Here is a 17,241-nt window from a genome sequence, read left to right as displayed (position 1 = left end):
TTTCAGTCTCCGTCAACGCGCCTTTGCAGTTCGGCTTCGACCGGCGGTCCGTAATCGAACCGCTCGCGTTCCCGCTCGTTGGCACCGGCTCCCGGTGCAATGCTCAGCGCGTCCAGAAACTGGTTTGTAGCAGCAAGTGTCTGGTACTGGGCGAACAATTGGGAGAAGCGTGCCGTTTCGAGACGAACCTGGGTGTTAAACCTAGTATTCTGAGCATCGAGAACATCGAGCAACGAACGGCGTCCGATGTTGAACTGGCTGCGGTAGGACAGCAGCAGATCGTCGCTCACCTGGCTCTGCCGGGCAAGCTGTTCGGTGATGCGACGCTGCGTGTCGAGCTGCTGCCAGGCAAGCCTGACATCCTCTTCCGCGGCGCGCTGGCGGTCATGCAGCGCATAGCGTGCAAGGCTGGCCTGGCGGACCGTTTCCTGCAGGCGGGCCTGGTTAATGCCGCCGGTGAACACGTCCCAGCGCAGCACCACGCGGGCCTGCACGTCGTTGGTCTCGCCGGCAAACCCGTCGATATCCTCGCCCACGCGGCCGCGGGCTTCGATACCGATCGTGGGCCACAGGTCGCCTTCGGCCGACTTGACCACGGCATTCGCCGCATCGACATCGGCCTGCGCCTCGCGGACCAGCGGGTTGTTGAGCCGTGCCATGCCGACAGCGCTCGGAAGATCCGGCGGCATCGCGCTGGCAAGGTTCGGCGGCAGGGTCGCTGCCGACAGGTCAAGGCCGGTCAGGCGGCGCAGCGAGATATAGGCATTCTCGAGCTCGAGATTGGCTTCTTCGCTGCGGACCAGGGCGGACTGGAGCCGTTCCTCGGCCTGCTGCTGGTCGGCGATGGAGATCGAGCCTTCATCGACGCCGCGCGACAGGTCGCCCACCAGCGACTGGTGGAAGGCCGCATTGTCGCGAGCTGCTGCCACGACGCGCTGCTGGAGCAGGACGTCGAGGTACTGGCGCGCGATCTGGAGCGCGACGAACTCCGAGCGTTCGAGCACGCGGAGCGAGGCGCCGTCGACGCGGGCGGCCTGACGCAGCAGTTCGCCGCGACGGCGACCGAAGTCGATGACCGTCCATTCGCCGGTGATTCCGGCTTCGAGCGGATAGAGCTCGTCATCGGCGATACCGAGCGTGCGGCGGGTATTGTTCTCGAGCCGGCGGATACCCGCACTGGCTTCGATATTGACGCGGGGCATATAGAGGCCCTGCGCCTGGCGGCGTTCGAACTCGATCGCCTCCTTGTTGTACTGCGCCTGCAGGATTTCCGGGTTGGACTGCATGGCGATGGTGATCGCCTCCTGCATGGTCACCGGATCGGCGGCCTCTTGGGCCATTGCTGCCGGAGCCGCACCTGCAAGCAGGAGCGCTGCGGTCATTGCCAGGGTTGTCGTACGCATTTCTCGTCCCCCCTCTTATTCGCTGACCTGGATTTCGACGCGACGGTTCTGCAACTCGCGCACGCCATCGGCAGTCGGCACCCGGGGCGTTTCTTCGCCCTTGGCGTCGGTAGAGATGCTCGCTGCGGGAATACCGCGGCTGGACATCAGGTTCGCAACCGCTTCGGCGCGCCGCTGAGACAGGCCCTGGTTGTAGGCGTTGCTGCCCGCGCGGTCGGTGTGACCGATCACGGTGAAGCTGCGCCAGTTACAGGCGGGTGCGTTCTGCACGACGTATTCGACGGTCTGGATCGCGTCGTCCTGCGGCGTGGCGGAATCGAATTCGAAGAAGATCAGGCCCGGTGCCTCGACACCGCATTGTGCCGGCGGCGGCGCGACCGGAGCCGGCTCTACCCGCGTCTGCGGCATGCGCTGCATCATCGCATAGGCCATACCGCAACGCCGCAGGCTGGTCTCGTCCCGCGTGTTGGACTTGAGGAAGCCGAGCGCGATACCGCACTGCGCCTTTGCCTCGCTCGCCCAGATGTAGCGGGGGTCATTGGCCGAAACCACCGAGGCATCTCTCGTCAGCGCAAGCGCCGCGTCGTACCGTCGCTGGACTTCGGGCCGCAGCTGGCCCTTCTCCATCGCCATCAAGTCATCCTGCGCAAAAGCCGCGGTAGGGCATAGACCCACCGCAGCTCCTGCCAGCGTGAACACCGCTGTTATTTTCTTCATTGCAAGTTCCCCTGTTGCAAGGTTTCTTGGATCCTCATGCTGCCGCCCCCGCTTGGGCTGCAGCTTCATCGAGATTGTCGACCGTCATGCCGCTGGCCAGCGACTGGGCCAGGCCCGGATGGACCATGGCATCGAGCAGGCCTTCGGCAGCGAAGTGGCTGTGGTTGCCGCCACCCTCGCCCGTCGTGCGGACATCGAACTGGGCCACCAGCGCATCCACACCGGCTTCCGCCACCACGTCCGAGATCGCATCGCCCAGCGTGCTGGCAAGCGCCGCATCGCCGAGGAAGTCGGCCGCCGGAGCCTTCGTGCCGGGCAGGTCCGCGGTCATCTGCAGCAGCGCTTCCATCGAGCTATCGACCGCGCCGCCGGTGACAAACGCCGTGTCCGAAACCTCGCCCGTGGTGCCATCGGCCCAGGTGAAGGCGGACTTGCCGAAGACATTGACGTAGCCGTCAGCCTCGATCGTCTGGATGCCGTCGGAAACGAGGTCGATGGACACGATGCCCATGTCGGAGAGCGAGACGAATTCGCCATCGTCGGACACGCCGTCGAGATCGCCGTCGATCCACACTCCAAATTTACCATAAGCATCGTCGGAAGCGTCGAGCTTGCCGTTACCGTCGCTGTCGTACTTGGCAGCAATGGCTTCGAGATCGGTCATGGTGTCGTTTCCGAACACGAATTCCGAAGCATTGGTGACAATTCCGTCGGAATTCATGTCGTAGGCAAGGATTGCTGCACCGGCAGCAATCCACGCCGTCTTCGTGCGGACACCGTCGCCATCGTAATCGTAGGATACGTTGGAAGACAGGCCGGAGAAGATCGGCGCATCGCCTTCGGTGCCGAGATCGAGCACCACCGGAGTGACCATCGACGGGTTCACCAGCAGGTGCTGCGTTGCCGTCTCGTCGCCATCGCTGTCGCGAACGGTGACACCGAAATCAAGCGTGAGGGTCTCCGAGTTCGTAACCGTACGGATCACGCCGATATCGCTGATCTTGATCACGTCATTGTCATCATGACCGGCGAAAGATTGGGGAGCACCCGTAGTGCCGCCTGCATCACCCGTCGCCCGGTTGAAGGCGAGGCCAGTGCCCGTGACACCTTCCGTCGACGGAACAAGTTGAGCGCCGGTAATGACATAATCATCGCTCGTTTCACCGCCCAGCAGGTAGTCGTTTGCCTCGATGACAACGAAGCCGTCATTACTGTCGAGCGGCGAGCTCAGAGTGTAGCCATCTGGTAAAGTATCGCCATTGCGGAAGATGTCCGCGTTATCGACGACGATTGCCCTTGTCGTCAGAGTTACCGACGGATCGTTCGGATCGGCAAGCTGGAGGACGACAATGAAATCAGTCGCGTTGCCGACCAGGTCCAGGCGCAATGTCAGGCCAGTGGCGAAGGCGGTCGGAGACTGATTGAGCCCATCTTGCGGGGAACCGCCGCCATTGTCGTATGTGCCCGGATTATCGGTGAAGAACTGCAGGTTCAGTACCTCGCCACCCTGGCCCTGGATCGTGTCACCCGACACGCCATTGAAGTCACCAGAGATTGTTACGTAATCCAGATCACCGAAGAAGAAGTCCCCGTTATTGAAGACCGTATCGGTAGGCGTTGCGTTGTTCAAATTGTCCGCACCCGACACCCCGACGAAGCGGACGTAAATCGGATCCGTCGCACCCAGTTGCAGGACTGTATATTCGGCCTGAGAAGCGGGCCCGGTCAGGTTGTAATCGAATTGAGCTACCGCATCGCTCGTCTGGCTGATCGAATAGGATTCGATCGGCGCATCGAGCGTGACGACATACTCGCCAAGATCCTTGTCGAAGGTGATCGTACCCGATCCCTGCGACAGCGGGTTGGTATTCGAATTCGGGTTGGCATCGTAGTCGAAGCTGAAATCGAAGACCGCAGAGCTGTCATCTTCGCTGGTCCAGCTCACGGCCACATTCGAGATCGCAATCCCGCCGACCGCACCGGTCAACGACACTGCCAGATCGGAGGTGAGTGCCGAGTAGACGCCGCCTTCCGGGTTTTGGTCCGCACCAATGGCATATTCGAATGTGCCGGTGCTGGAAGTCGTACCATTCAGCGTGACGCTGGTCGGTCCTGAGACGATCACAGGCGTGTCATCGTCGACGAAGACAACCAAGTTGCCGGTGGCGTCGACAGTGTCGCCGTCCGCATCGGTTGCCTGCACCAGCGGACCGAAGTCGATGCCGATATCGTCTTCCTGGTTGTTCTGCTGGTGGTCGAGCGGACCGACGAGGTCGAACTGCCAGTCACCGTTCGTCGCGAGGAAGAAGGTGAACACGGGCGAGCCGTCCGCCGTCGCGGTGATCGAGTTGGCGCTGACGAGGAATGCCAGCGGATCGCCGCCTGAAGTCAGGCCGAGACTGGTCAGGTAGGCTTGTGCTCCTGCGACATCGAAGCCGTAGGTCAGCGGGCCATCGGCACCTGCATTGAACAGGGCCGCAGCGCTGCCGCTGGCCGTGTCCGTATAGGTGCCTGCGCCATTGTCTGCATCCGACGGACCGCCTTCGATGCCGCCCGGGAGGGCGTCTTCATCGACGATACCGGCGACAAGCACGGCATTCGCCGTCGGCGTATCGTCGTCGATATTGATCGTCAGCGTGCCGTCGTCCGTGTCGAGATCGCCATCGGTCACCCGGTAGGTGAGCTGCAGGCTCAGGTCGTTCTCGTCGCCGCCTGCCGCGTGCAGCACATTTGCGTTCTGCGTCACGGTGTAGGCACCGGTGGTCGGGACAAGGGTGACGGTCACGACGGTCACCCACGAACCGCCCTGGTCCTGCTGGATCAGGATATCGTTGCCGCTCGCCACATACTGGAAGCCGGCAGGCGCACCGGTGGTCAGGAAGGCGATGGTGCCGCCGTCGCTGCCGAAAGAATGCGGAAGAGTATTGCTGGTGAGTTCGGTGTCGGGATCCACATCGCCCGTACCGCCCGGATTGCCTCCGGTCTCGGTGTCGTCGTCGAGCTGGACGGTCCTGCTGCCGGCAGCGGGATTGTCGTCGCGCAGCTGGATGTCTCGGCCGATCTCGATCGTCGCGCTGTCGGTATCGCCGTCACCGTCGGTGGCGGTCGCCGTCAGCGTGATCAGGTCGTCCGATGCAAGGAACGCCGGTTCGTTGGCGTTGTTCGGATCGGAATGCTCGACCGAGCGGAGCTGGGTGAGGTTCACGAAGCCGTTCGCGTCGACCGACAGGGTGAAGACCTGCTCGCCCGTGGCAGCATCGAGAGCGTCGGTGCCTTCACGGCCGACGACCACGCCGCCCTCGAGGAAGAGGTAGACGTTGTTGCCGGTCAGCGTGTCGTCGAGACCGCTGTCGGCGCCGGTGGCCGAGATACCGAGGGTGTAAGCCTTGCCACCGTTGACTGCGCCTGCGCCGTCGGCCCCGAAATCGAAGCTGAACACATCCGCGAACGTGGCGTTCGCGCCGTCCGGCAGGAAGCTTTCATCGGTGATGAGCGTCGGGATGGCACCGGTCACGGTCACGTCCGGACCGTGGTCGGCAAAGCGGATATTGCCGCCGAGGTCGAGCGTCACCGTCTCGCTGGCCTTGTCGCCGTCGCGGTCTTCGATAGTGGCAGTGCCCGAGAGGATGACGAGATTGGTGCCCAGAGCCTCCAGCTGGTTTTCATAACCGCTGCTGTCGCCCGGAAGATCGTGGTCGATTTCCTGGTACTGGGAGAGAGTGACCACACCGGTCGTTTCGGTGACGGCAATCTTGAAGACGATGTTCGAGCCGTCGATCACCCCGCCGCCCGGCGTCTGGGTCGAACCGATGACCTCGGCACCGACCTTGTAGAGGTAGATGGTGGTGCCGTTCTGGGTCAGCCCGCTGTCGACGCCGGAGGTGCCGACGATATCCAGCGAGAACGCCCAGGTGGTCGTGCCTGCGCCGTCAGAGCCGTACGAAGAGCTGGCAACGGAGAACGCACTGCCGAAGTTCGCGCTCGAAATGTCGACATCGAAGTCCGTGCCGATGGTGGCCCCGTCCTCGGTCGTCAGGGTGACGGTGTCGAGGTCGACCACGGCCGCATCGATGCTCGGCCCGTCGTCGCGGAAACTGAAGGCGCCGCCGATATTGGCCGTGGCGTTGGCGGTATCGCCGTCGCCGTCGGTGACGGTTGCCGTCAGCGTGACGAGAACGTCGGCAAGGCCGCCGGTGGCGTCGTCGGGATCGGTGTCGTCGGCGTGCACCACGGCGCGCAGCTGGGTCAGGGTCACGGTGCCGTCGCTGGCGACGGTGATCGTGAAGACGAGGTCGTCGCTGGTCGCCGTGCGGCCTTCGATGGCCGTGCCGTTCATCGACACTTCGACCGCTTCGCCGGTGGCAGTGTCCACCAGGCTGGTCGCCGAGCCGGTCAGGCCGAGGACGTAGCCGCCCACGCTGCCCGGACCGTCCGCATTATAGTCGGGCGTGAACAGGCCGGAGAAGTCGGCATCGGCCGGAACGCCGAGATCGGTTTCATCGACCTCGATCGAGTCCGCGGCAGGTGCTGCAGCTTCGAGCGTGGGACGGTCGTCGGACACGCGCACCAGCACGCTGCCGGTCGCGGTGTCGCCGTCGATATCGGTCGCGATCACGTCGACCGAACCCAGCAGGCTGAGATCGTCGAGCAACGGGTTCGGGTGGCCGAGATAATTGTCCTCGAGCGTCGCCGTAACCGTCGCGTCATTCCCCGAAACGCTGAGTTCCAGCGTGATAACGAGGCGGCCACCGTCGGAACCGGTGATCGTGTTGTCGTCGACACGCACCCAGGTAAGCCCGCCGAGCAGGCCCGACGTATCGCCGAAGACGAAGCCGGCAAAAGCGTCCGAACCTTCGGTAAAGCTCAGGACGTGGCTGGCGGAATCTGGGCCTGCCGGCGTGCTGCCATCGGCCAGGTTCTGGTCGTCCACGGTGACCGAGCCGGGCTGCGGAGCCTGCGGCAGGGCGCCGTCCTCGATGCGGATCGGCTGGGTGGCGGTGGAGATGTCACCGTCACCGTCGGTCAGCGTGTAGCTGAAGTCGGCCACGATATCGCCGCCGCTCTGGTCGAGGCCGGTGTTCGGGTCGAACGTCCAGTTGCCGTCCATGTCGATGGTGTAGGTGCCGTTGGCCGTGATGACCGTGGCATCGGTGCCGTCCTGCGGGACCGCGAAGGTCTGCGCGCCGACAGTGATGGAGGTCACGGTCGCGCCGTCGGCCCCTTCGGTGTCGTTGGCCATGACGTCGCCGCCAATGGTTCCGACTGCATCTTCCGCCACGCTCTGCAGCGTCTCGTCGCGCGCGGTCGGGACATCGTCGACGATCGAGACCGAGATGGTACCCGTGCCGATGAGGTTACCGAGCGTGTCGCGCACTTCGTAGTCGAAGGTTTCGAAGCCGGTGACCGTGTTGGTGCTGTTGTTGCCGCCTTGGTCGGGGACCAGCGTGTCGCCGTCCACCGCACTGGCCAGCGTGTAGGTGTATTCACCCGTATCGCTGTCGAGCGTGAGCGTGCCGTAGCTGCCGGTCGCCGGGTCGAGCAGGGTGTAGACCAACGTGCCGGTGGCGCCGCTGACCGTGATCTGGCCATTGGCATCGACTTCGCTCGGATCGCTGTTGTTGCCGCCAATGCCGTCAGCCAGTTCGCCCGAACCGGTCGGCAGGCCCTTTTCGTTGACGATGGCGTCATCGTCGAAGACCTGGCCGGCCACGTTGTCGATATCGATCGTCAGCGTCGCGGTGGCTTCATCGCCGTCGCCGTCACGGATGGTGTAGGTGAAGACGTCCGCCACGTCGGCATTGGTCGAGTCCACCTTGGATTCGTAGGTGTAGGCACCCGTGGTCGCATTGAGCGTGAGCGTGCCCAGCGTGGTCACGATGACCAGGTTGCCGTCGACGTCGACGGTGGTCTGGGTGATGGTGTCGTTGACGCTGCTGATGGAGACGATGCCGCCGCCAGCCGCAAACCCGTCCGCACCGGCCGCATCGAGGCCGAAGCCGTCGCTATCGGTCAGCACGTTGCCGGCGGTCGAGCCGCCTTCGCTCACGTCGTTGGCATTGTCGTAGGCAGAGGGCGCATCATCGTCGAACACGATGCCGAGATTTGTCGACGTCTGGTCGCCGTCGCTGTCGGTGACGGTGAAGTCGATCGAGACCGAGGCGTCGTTCTCGTCGCTACCGGCTGCGTGCAGCACGTTCTGCAGTAGGGTGACGGTGTATTCGCCGGTCGCGCTGTCGGTGATCTCCACGGTGAAGACCGCGCCGCGCGCACTGCTCGCAGTCAGCGTATTGCCGCTGATCGAGTAGCTCACCGTCTCGGTGCCGAGCGAGGCCGAAGCACCTTCCAGCGCCGGGTCGAAAGCAATTGCTGCGGGGGTGTCGTTGCCGACATTGAAGAACAGCGTGCCGGTGAAGCTGGCCTCGCTGGTGTCGGCCGGATCGTCGCCATTGTTGGCGTCGAGATCGCCGGTGGTCGACGTGGCATTGCCGCCGGCCAGGCCGTCATCGTCGACGCTCGCGGTGCGCTCGCCGCCCTGAGGCTCGGAATCCGGCTTCAGCGTGACTTCCACCGTCGCGGTCGAGGTGTCGCCGTCATTGTCGGTGATGGTGTAGGTGAAGCTGTCGGTCAGATTGCCGTTGCTGCCTGCGCCCGGTGCGGGCGTGTAGGTGAACAGGCCGGTCGCCGGATCGTAGGTAACGGTGCCCTGCGCAGCCTGCGTGGTCACTTCGACGCTTGCGACATCGGCGGTGTCGACGCCGTCGGCACCGAACACGTCGTTATCGAGCGCATCGATGGTGAAAGCCTGGTTCTCGTTCGCCTGGACGACGCCGTCGTCATTGGCAGTGGGAACGTCGTCGACCACTTCGATATCGAGCACGGAGCTCGCGCTCGAACCGTCGCTGTCGGTGGCCACCACGTCGAAGGCGTCGAAGAGCGAGTCCTGCGAGTCCGCGATTGGGTGATCGAGCGTGTTCTGGCTGAGTTCGTATTCCCAGGCCACGGTCAGCGAAACCGTATCGCCATCCGCATCGGTCACCGGCGTTACGCCGGTGATGCGCAGCGTGCCGTAATCGCCGGTGAGGACGACCGGATAGGTCACGCCTGCACCGAAGACGGCAGCGCCACCGATGGTCAGCGTTTCAAGCCCGTCCTGTGCATCGACCGAGAAGGTGCCGTTCGTGACGAGGCTTTCCTTGGTCGTGTCCGAACCGTCGGCAAGGTCGTCTTCGTCGACGAGGCCTTCCGGAGCCGTCAGCGACAGGTCGTTGATGACGACCGGATCGTCGGCACCGTTGATGGTGATCGTCAGCGTGGTGACGCTGTCATCGCCGTCGCCGTCGGTCAGCGTATAGGTAAAGACCTCCGTCAGGCTCTCGGTCTCGTCGAGGCCCTGGACAGTCTCGTTCGTGTTGTCGAGCTCGTAGCTGTAGCTGCCGTCCGCGTTGAGCGTCAGCGTGCCGTAGAGACCCTGAAGCGGAGTACCCGGCGTACCGTCGGTCGCGCCGAAATCGACGTCGGTGACAGCGGCGCCGTCGGCACCGCGCGTGTCGCCGCCGTTGTCGCCATTGGCCTCAGCATCGGTGATGACATTACCGCTGGCCAGCAGCGGGCCGTCTTCGGTGACGCTGTCGGTGTCCGGACGCGCAGTGGGCACGTCGTCGACGATGGCGATCTCGAGGTCGCCGCTGATCGAATCGCCGTCCTGGTCGGTCACGACGATCGCGAAGCTGTCGGACGTGGTGTCGCCGTTGGTATTGGTGGTCAGCTCGTAGGTGTAGCCGACCGTGCCGCTACCGACCGAAGTGATGGTCAGCGTTCCGAAGCTACCGGTGTAGGTCTGGCCGGCGACCAGCGGAGCGCCGTCGATAGTCAGGACCGCCGGGCCGTCGGGCGCGGTGAAGGTGAAGGTGCCGCTGGTGAATTCGCTGTTGCTCGCAGCATCCGAACCGGCAGCAAGGCCAGCCTCGTCCACCTGCGTCGTCTCGCCGCCTGCAACCGGCAGGTCGAGCGTGACGGGGCTGTCGGCGATCGAGATGACCAGCGTCGCGGTGGAGGTATCGCCGTCGTCATCGGTGATGACGTAGTCGAAGCTGTCTTCCACGCCGCCCGGCGTGCCCGCATCGCGGGTGTAGCTGTAGGTACCATCGGCAGCGATGGTCAGCGTACCGTAAAGGCCCTGGATGGTCTCGCCGGCCACTCCGCTGTCGCTCGCGCTCGAATAGGAGGTGACATCGGCGCTGTCCGCGCCCTGCACGTCGTTCGACAGCACGTTGCCGCCGACCGGACCATAGGTGCCGGCGCCGAGCGCGTTCGCATCGTCATTGGCCGTCGGCGCATCGTCGATGATGGCGATGACCAGCGTTGTGGAGGCGGTGTCGCCGTCGCTGTCGGTCACCGTCAGGGTGAAGCTTTCGCTGTCGGGATCTGACAGCGTGTTGTCCTTCAGCTCGTAGCTGTAGCTGTAGGCACCGTTGTTCACCGAGATGGTGAGCACGCCCGCAGCCGTGGTTACCGTGCCGCCGCCGGTGACATTCACGCCGTTCACGACGAGCGAGGCCACGGTGTCGTTGCCGGTGCTGATCGCGATCACGCCCGAGGCGGTTTCACCGGTGCTGGCTTCGTTCGAACCGGCCGGCTCGCCATCACGGGCAGCCAGGGCGGCTTCTTCGACGTCGTCATCGCCTTCGACCGCGATTTGCGGGGTCGAATCGTCCGAAAGGGTGATGGTGACGGTCGCGGTGGACACGTCGCCGTCGCCATCGGTGATGGCATAATCGAAAGTGACCGTGCCGGTTTCGCCGGCAGCGGGAGTGTAGGTGAAGGTGCCGTCGCCATTGTAGGCAAGGCTGCCGCCACCGCTCAGCGTTCCGTCGACAGCGGCAACGCCGGTCGCCAGGTCGACGCCGTCGGCGCCGGGCGTATCGTTGGCGATCACGTTCACCGAAACCGGTGCGTTCTCGCTACCCTCGGTCGCACTGTCGTCGAGTGCGGTCGGCGTGTCGTCGACGATGGTAATCTCGAGATCGTCGGATGCCGTATCGCCGTCGAGATCGGTGATGACGATCGGGAAGGTGACCGTGGTCGTGTCGGCATCGCCGGTGTTGTCGGTCAGCTCGTAGACATAGGTGATCGTGCCTGCGCCCGTCACCGGGTCATAGGTGTAGCCGGTGACCGTCAGCGTGCCCGTTTCGTCGGAGAAAACGACCTGCGGCAGGCTGCCGGGCGTGATGACTGTGCCACCGATCGACACGCTGCCGACACCGTCGGGCGAGTTGAAGGTGATCGTGCCGGTCGCGGTTTCGTCGTCGCCGTCGAAGTCCGAACCTTCAGGCTCGTCGGTGCGCGTACCGGTGTTCGGCGGCAGCTGTCCTTCGTCGACCACCGTTGCATCGTCGCCCTCGGGGACGTTGGTGATGACGTTGGGCGCATCGCCGATGTTGATCGTCAGCGTGGCAGTGCTGGTGCTGCCGTCGGCATCGACGATCGTATAGGTGAACTGCTCGGACACGCCGCCGGGCGTGTTGACGAAGCGGGTATATTCGTAGGTGCCGTCCGCATTCAGCGTCAGCTCGCCATAGGTGCCGGCCAGGGTCGCACCGGGCGCAGCGCTACCGCCGGCATTGGCGAAGTCGTTGACCGCGCCGCTGGCGGCATAGTTGTCGGCGCCCGATTCGTCGTTGACGAGCACGCTGCCCGAAATCGTCGCGTGGCTGCCGCCCGGGACCGAGCCCGTGTCGTCCTGCGCGATCGGCGCATCGTCGATGACGATGATCTGCAGGGTAGCCGTCGCGGTATCGCCGTCGGTGTCGGTGACCGTCATCGAATACGAACCGTCGACGGTCTCGCCCACGAGGTTGTCGTTGAGCGTGAAGCTGAAGCCGATCTGGCCACCGGCGAAGTCGATGCTGGTGATCGTCAGGATGCCGTATTCGCCCACGAAGGTCTGGCCGACCGCGGTGATGGCAACGCCGTTGATCGCAACCGAGCCCACGCCGTCGGGCGCGTTGAAGACGATGGTGCCCGCGGCGGTTTCGCCATTGGTCTCGCTCTGCGTGCCTTCGCTTTCATCGACGCCGTTGATCGTGCGTTCGGGCAGGCCCGATTCGGCAACGGTCGCGATGGCGTTGATCACGCCTGCCGGGTTGTCCGGCGTTTCGATGATGATGTCCGGATCCTGGTCCGGCGCATTCGGGATGATCTCCCGCTCTTCGGGCTGCGGGAACTGCAGCTCGGTATAGGGCAGCAGGTCGCCGAGGTCGTAGGCGGCCTGGATGGCACCCGGGTCGACTTCGAAATTGCCGCCCGAGCTCTGCGGGTCGCCGGCGGCGGGCTGCGGCTCGTTGCCGGTCAGCAGGGCTGCAAGGTTGGCGGCAGGGACCGTGACGCCGTCGACCACGATCTGCGGGACGATGATGGCGCCTTCGGGAATGATGATGCGCGTGCCGTCGTCGAGGACGAGGACGAGGTCGCGGCCGGAAGCGGCCAGGTTTTCGAGCGATGCTCCCTCGGGCAGGACCACGACGCCGTTTTCATCGGGCGTGAGCACGATATCGCCGCGTGCACTGCGCTGGGCAGGGGCCCGTTCGACACGCGGGGTGTCGCCGGTGTCCTGGCTGTCCTGTGCGCCGGTGAATTCACCATTCTGCTCGAAACTGTCCATCGTATCGGTCCTTCCTGCAGCCGGGAGGAGGAGCGAATTCCCCCCCTATGACGCGGAAGTTGCCGGGAACGATACGGGCTGCGAATCTCCGGAGGACCACCCCCCAAGAATTGTTCGAGCGAGATCGGGGCAGGTGCCCGTCCAGCAATTTCCGCGGCCCGACTTGTCGTCCTCACAAAGGCGAATCGAGGCGCCTGCGGGACGTGTCGTTGCATTAGGTGAAACAGGTCAAACCTGATCTTTCAATGTTGTTAACCAGTTGATGGATAGCAAAAAAACGCCATTCGGGCCCGGAATCGGTCGAAAATCACATCTAACCGTATGAATCTTTGGGAAACTTGCAGGCTGTCCGAAATCGGGACCGCAGGCCAGTGAGTCAGGTTTGAGAGGCTTCCGACGACACCCGGTGACGGAAGGTAACGTTCACACGTTCCGAGAGAATCAGGTAGGGCAGCCAGATGGCCGCACTGATGAGGACCGTATTGAGATTCGCGGTGAGTAGCGTCGACAGCGGCTCTCCGATGGAAGGCGGCAAATCCTTCCCCGCCAGCGCGCGCGCGATTGAGAGCTGGCACAGCACGTCGAGAATCCAGACGTAAAGCAGCATGCGCGGAAACAGCGGCACGCTGCGCAGCGCCATGACGAAGCAGATCATGTAGAAGAAATTCATCACGGCGATTTCCACACTCATCGCGAGGAACAGCGTATAGGCCCATGCAGGCGCGTGTTCGTTCAGGGCGGGCTGGATCATGACGAATTCGCCGGTACGCATCACCACGCCGAACATCATTCCCACGATCAATGAGGTCAGGAAGCCGGTCGGTCCGAAACTGGGATGCGCTTCGGCCTGGATGCGGTCGACTTCCCGCCACCGTCCAAAAAGGGCGAAGCGGTATTCCGGCTGCGTGCGATTTCCAAGGAAGGCAGCGCGGCCGATCATGAAGCCCGCGATCGGGGCCAGCGCTATGAAGACATACGGCAGCACCAGCTGCACCATGTCGAAGGCACCATGCACGGGCACCATCAGGCGGCTTACCTTGTAAGCGAGCAGGCTTGCCATCAGCGCGAGCCAGGCAAAAGCAAGCAAACCCAGGTGGTTTTCGATCCAGGAGGTCAGCGCAACGCTGCGCCGGTGGAGATCATCCTTCCAGCGCGCGAACCAGGCGGCCAAAGCGGGAAACGGCGAAACCGTTAATTTCCCCCCGGCATTCGCTGGCCTGCGAATCATTTCAAACTCCTCGTCGAATCAGCAATTTCCCGATTCGAGCAGCGCGATAAAGCCGCAACTTCTACCGCCTGTTAACTAGCAGAATTAACTTTTCCCCGAATTATCTTGCTGAGAATCCGAGAAATTGTTAAATCATTGCACCAAAGTTGACCGTAACGGCTGTTTACGGGAACTTGTAATTGCTCCGAGGGAGCCAGCGTGAAACGGATCGGCGCATGCCGATTAAACAATAAAAGGTCGCGCCGGTTCCAACACCTTACCCCCTCGGGCGGGCCATCCGGAAATAGATGCCGGGGTCCTGTTTAGAAGACGACACGTCGCTCTCCTGGCGAAATGTCATTCAAGACTTGGGGTAATATCATGTTCAAGAACTACATCCGTGAAGAAGCCGGTGCTTCGGCTGCTGAATACGCTCTCATTCTCGCCATTATCGGCATTGGCATCGTTACCGCTGCTGGCCTTCTCCAAGGCGCGATTTCCGGCGCAATGACCAACACTGCGAACACCATCAACGTGTAATCGCACAAGGGGCCCCGCCGGCGAACCGGCGGGGCCTTTTCGCTTGGATCAGCGACGGGGGGAAGTGCCATGCAGGGCAGGAATCTGCTTATAGTCGGGGTTGCCGTCTTTCTCGGCCTAATCGCCGTGTATCTGGCAAACGCCTATTTTACCGGACTTGAAGACCAGCAGGAAGCGATCGCGGAAGAGCAGCAGCTCGCGCGAATCGTAGTAGCTACCCAGGACGTCGGGTTCGGCCAGCCGCTGACCAATACCAACATCCGCCTCGCCAACTGGCCCGCCGATGCGGTGCCGCAGGGCGCCTTTACCTCTCTTGAACAAGCCATGATGGGCGGGCGCGTGGCGCTCCGGCCGATCGTGCCCGGCGAGCCGATCCTCGCCTCCAAGGTCAGCGGCGAAAACGGCCGCGCGACCCTGGCATCCATTCTTCCCGAAGACATGCGTGCCGTGTCAATCCCGATCAACGAAGTATCGGGTGTGGGCGGTTTCGTGCGGCCCGGCGACGTTGTGGACGTCATGCTGACCCGCCAGATCCCCGGCGAAGGCACGCAGCAGTTCGACAAGATGACCACCGTCGCGCTCGAGAACGTGCTCGTCCTTGGCATCGACCAAGTGGCCGACGAGAACAACACCCAGCCCGTGGTCAGCAAGACCGCCACCCTACAGACCGATATCTTCGGCGCGCAGAAGCTGGCTCTCGCCCGCGAAATCGGCACGCTCAGCCTCGCGCTTCGCAATGTCGAGAACCAGGAAGTTGGAGCTACGGAAACCGTAGTTGCTAACGATCTGGGAGGCGCAGGGCGCTACATCTACCGCCGTACCGGACCGACCGGCCCGGCCGTGGCGGGGCCATCCTATTCACCTGCCCCGGCAAGCGTTACTCCTGGTCCGCGACAGGCGAGTGCTCCGGCACGCCCCCGCGGACCGACGATGAGTGTCGTACGCGGCACAGATGCTGAAACCTATGCAGTGGAGGCGCTCCGTGGTTACTAAGAAAGCAGCCCTCGCGGCACTCACCCTGACCACCGCGCTCGCCGCGGCGGCCCTTCCCCAGACCGCATTGGCACAGGCCCAGTATTCCGGCGCGTCCATGCACGCCGGGACGGTCGAGATCCCGATCAACAAGAGCCAGGTCGTCACCGCCGACGTGCCGATCGACCGGGCCATGATCGGGAACGAGGAAATCGCCGATATCCTGCCGGTGTCGGACCGTTCGGTCTATGTGCTCGGCAAGGCAATCGGCACGACTTCGTTGACCCTTTACGACCGTTCGAACCAGGTGATCGCGGTGATGGACATCGCCGTTGGCCCCGACGTGGTCAGCCTGCGCGAACACATGAGCGACCTGCTTCCCGGCGAAGGCGTGGATGCGCGCATGTCCGGCGGTTCCATCGTCCTGTCCGGCACGGTCAGCGATGCAGGCACCGCCGACCGGGCTGTCCAGCTCGCCAAGGCCTATGCCGGCGCACCGGACAAGGTCGTCAATCTGATGACGCTCGGCGGCAGCCAGCAGGTCATGCTCGAAGTGCGGTTTGCAGAAGTCAGCCGCACGGTCGGCAAGGAATTGGGTGTCCGCACCTTCTTCAACAGCGGCCGCTTCTCCGGCGTAACGGGCCCGGGCTCCGCCCTGCGTCCCGGGGCCGGAACGAGCAATTTCGGCAATGGCGATCTTGAGGTCGCCGATATCACCGACGCGTTTGGCGTGGTAACCCGCTCCTTCACCGATGTCCTCGGGCTCGATGTCGACATCGCAATCGATGCGCTCGAGGAAAAGGGTCTGGCCAAGACGCTCGCAGAACCGACGCTGGTGGCCCTCTCGGGCCAGCGCGCCTCGTTTCTTGCCGGCGGCGAGTTCCCGATCCCGGTCGTCCAGGGCGGCGGCGGAGCCGGCGGACAGAACGGTATCACCGTGGAGTTCAAGTCTTTCGGCGTCGGCCTCGGCTTCACGCCGACTGTACTCTCGAACAAGGTCATCAACCTGATCGTCGAGCCGGAGGTGAGCTCAATCGACGAGAACGCGTCGATCCAGCTCAACGGGATCCGCATTCCCGGGCTGCAAACTCGCCGTGCCAGCACGGTGCTGGAACTGCGCGACGGCGAAAGCTTTGCAATCGCCGGCCTGCTGCAGCGCGACTTCCAGACCACGGTCGAACAGATCCCGATCCTGGGATCGATCCCGATCATCGGCACGCTGTTCCGCTCCAGCGGTTTCCAGAAAGGCGAGACCGAACTGCTGATCATCGTCACGCCGCGCCTCGTCGCACCGATCCGGCCCGAGCAGGTCCGCCTGCCGACCGACCGCATCGCCGATCCGGTGGCAGTCGACGTCCTGCTTAACGGGGCAACCGGACGGCCGGTCGAACTCGAGCCGATCCAGGGGCCCACGCCCGCCAACACCGCGCAAGCGAGCGAAACTGCCGCACAGGAGGCAACCGATGGCTATGAATTTTAAGCTTCGCATCCTCTTCGTGGGCACCGGCGCCCTGGCGCTGGCCGGCTGCGTAACCGATGACGGGATCAGTGGCCTTGGCGACACCGGTTTCGGTAATGCCAACCGCCAGACCATGGCAGCCCAGGTGATCGATCCGAACCCGGTTTACGAGGACCCGATCCCGCCGACCTCGGCCGACAACGCCGTCGATGCGATCGACCGGCTGCGCAACGACCAGGTCAAGGAACCCGAGCGTGTTTCGACCACGGAAGAGCCTGGTTGA

At 63.6% G+C, this 17,241-nt stretch carries 8 protein-coding genes; 4 read left to right on the top strand and 4 right to left on the bottom strand.

Annotated features, from left to right (window positions below; translation table 11 throughout):
* Positions 1-2: 2 nt before the first annotated feature.
* The 4 genes from LC083_RS07945 to LC083_RS07930 form a co-directional block, all read right to left on the bottom strand.
* On the bottom strand, positions 3-1,403 hold the full coding sequence (locus tag LC083_RS07945; protein WP_226699901.1) for a TolC family protein: 1,401 nt from the start codon (positions 1,401-1,403) through the stop codon (positions 3-5).
* Between the two features lie 15 nt (positions 1,404-1,418).
* On the bottom strand, positions 1,419-2,120 hold the full coding sequence (locus LC083_RS14070; protein WP_319003424.1) for an OmpA family protein: 702 nt from the start codon (positions 2,118-2,120) through the stop codon (positions 1,419-1,421).
* Between the two features lie 34 nt (positions 2,121-2,154).
* Positions 2,155-12,780 carry a DUF5801 repeats-in-toxin domain-containing protein gene (locus LC083_RS07935; protein WP_226699900.1) on the bottom strand — a complete coding sequence of 3,542 codons (10,626 nt, stop codon included), beginning with the start codon at positions 12,778-12,780 and terminating at the stop codon, positions 2,155-2,157.
* 376 nt (positions 12,781-13,156) lie between these two features.
* Entirely contained in the window at positions 13,157-13,951 is a 795-nt protein-coding gene (locus LC083_RS07930; protein ID WP_226699899.1) for a DUF2569 family protein, read from the bottom strand.
* A gap of 417 nt (positions 13,952-14,368) precedes the next feature.
* Between LC083_RS07930 and LC083_RS07925 the strand changes: the two genes are divergently transcribed.
* The 4 genes from LC083_RS07925 to LC083_RS07910 all read left to right on the top strand — a co-directional run bounded on the left by LC083_RS07925 (position 14,369) and on the right by LC083_RS07910 (position 17,241).
* Positions 14,369-14,527 (top strand): Flp family type IVb pilin, encoded by a 159-nt coding sequence (locus tag LC083_RS07925; RefSeq protein ID WP_226699898.1) that lies wholly within the window; start codon positions 14,369-14,371, stop codon positions 14,525-14,527.
* 69 nt (positions 14,528-14,596) lie between these two features.
* A complete protein-coding gene (cpaB, locus tag LC083_RS07920; RefSeq protein ID WP_226699897.1) occupies positions 14,597-15,520 on the top strand; it encodes a Flp pilus assembly protein CpaB in 924 nt (307 codons plus the stop codon).
* Positions 15,510-16,979, top strand: coding sequence for a type II and III secretion system protein family protein (locus tag LC083_RS07915; RefSeq protein WP_226699896.1), 1,470 nt, complete (start codon positions 15,510-15,512; stop codon positions 16,977-16,979). Before cpaB ends, LC083_RS07915 begins: the two co-directional genes overlap by 11 nt.
* The gene (locus LC083_RS07910) at positions 16,963-17,241 is read left to right on the top strand and encodes a hypothetical protein (RefSeq protein ID WP_226699895.1); all 279 of its coding nucleotides are present in this window, start codon (positions 16,963-16,965) and stop codon (positions 17,239-17,241) included. The genes LC083_RS07915 and LC083_RS07910 overlap by 17 nt, the downstream gene beginning before the upstream one ends.

This window comes from Qipengyuania gaetbuli (assembly GCF_020524765.1).
GTDB lineage: Bacteria > Pseudomonadota > Alphaproteobacteria > Sphingomonadales > Sphingomonadaceae > Qipengyuania > Qipengyuania gaetbuli_A.
The sequence above is the reverse complement of the archived record's forward strand: the minus strand, read 5'-3'. Positions and strand labels throughout refer to the sequence as shown.

Excerpts from the sequence above, each read along its gene's own strand:
- LC083_RS07945 (WP_226699901.1), bottom strand. The coding sequence starts at position 1,403 with ATGCGTACGACAACCCTGGCAATGACCGCAGCGCTCCTGCTTGCAGGT.
- LC083_RS14070 (WP_319003424.1), bottom strand. The coding sequence starts at position 2,120 with ATGAAGAAAATAACAGCGGTGTTCACGCTGGCAGGAGCTGCGGTGGGT.
- LC083_RS07935 (WP_226699900.1), bottom strand. The coding sequence starts at position 12,780 with ATGGACAGTTTCGAGCAGAATGGTGAATTCACCGGCGCACAGGACAGC.
- LC083_RS07925 (WP_226699898.1), top strand. The coding sequence starts at position 14,369 with ATGTTCAAGAACTACATCCGTGAAGAAGCCGGTGCTTCGGCTGCTGAA.
- cpaB (WP_226699897.1), top strand. The coding sequence starts at position 14,597 with ATGCAGGGCAGGAATCTGCTTATAGTCGGGGTTGCCGTCTTTCTCGGC.
- LC083_RS07910 (WP_226699895.1), top strand. The coding sequence starts at position 16,963 with ATGGCTATGAATTTTAAGCTTCGCATCCTCTTCGTGGGCACCGGCGCC.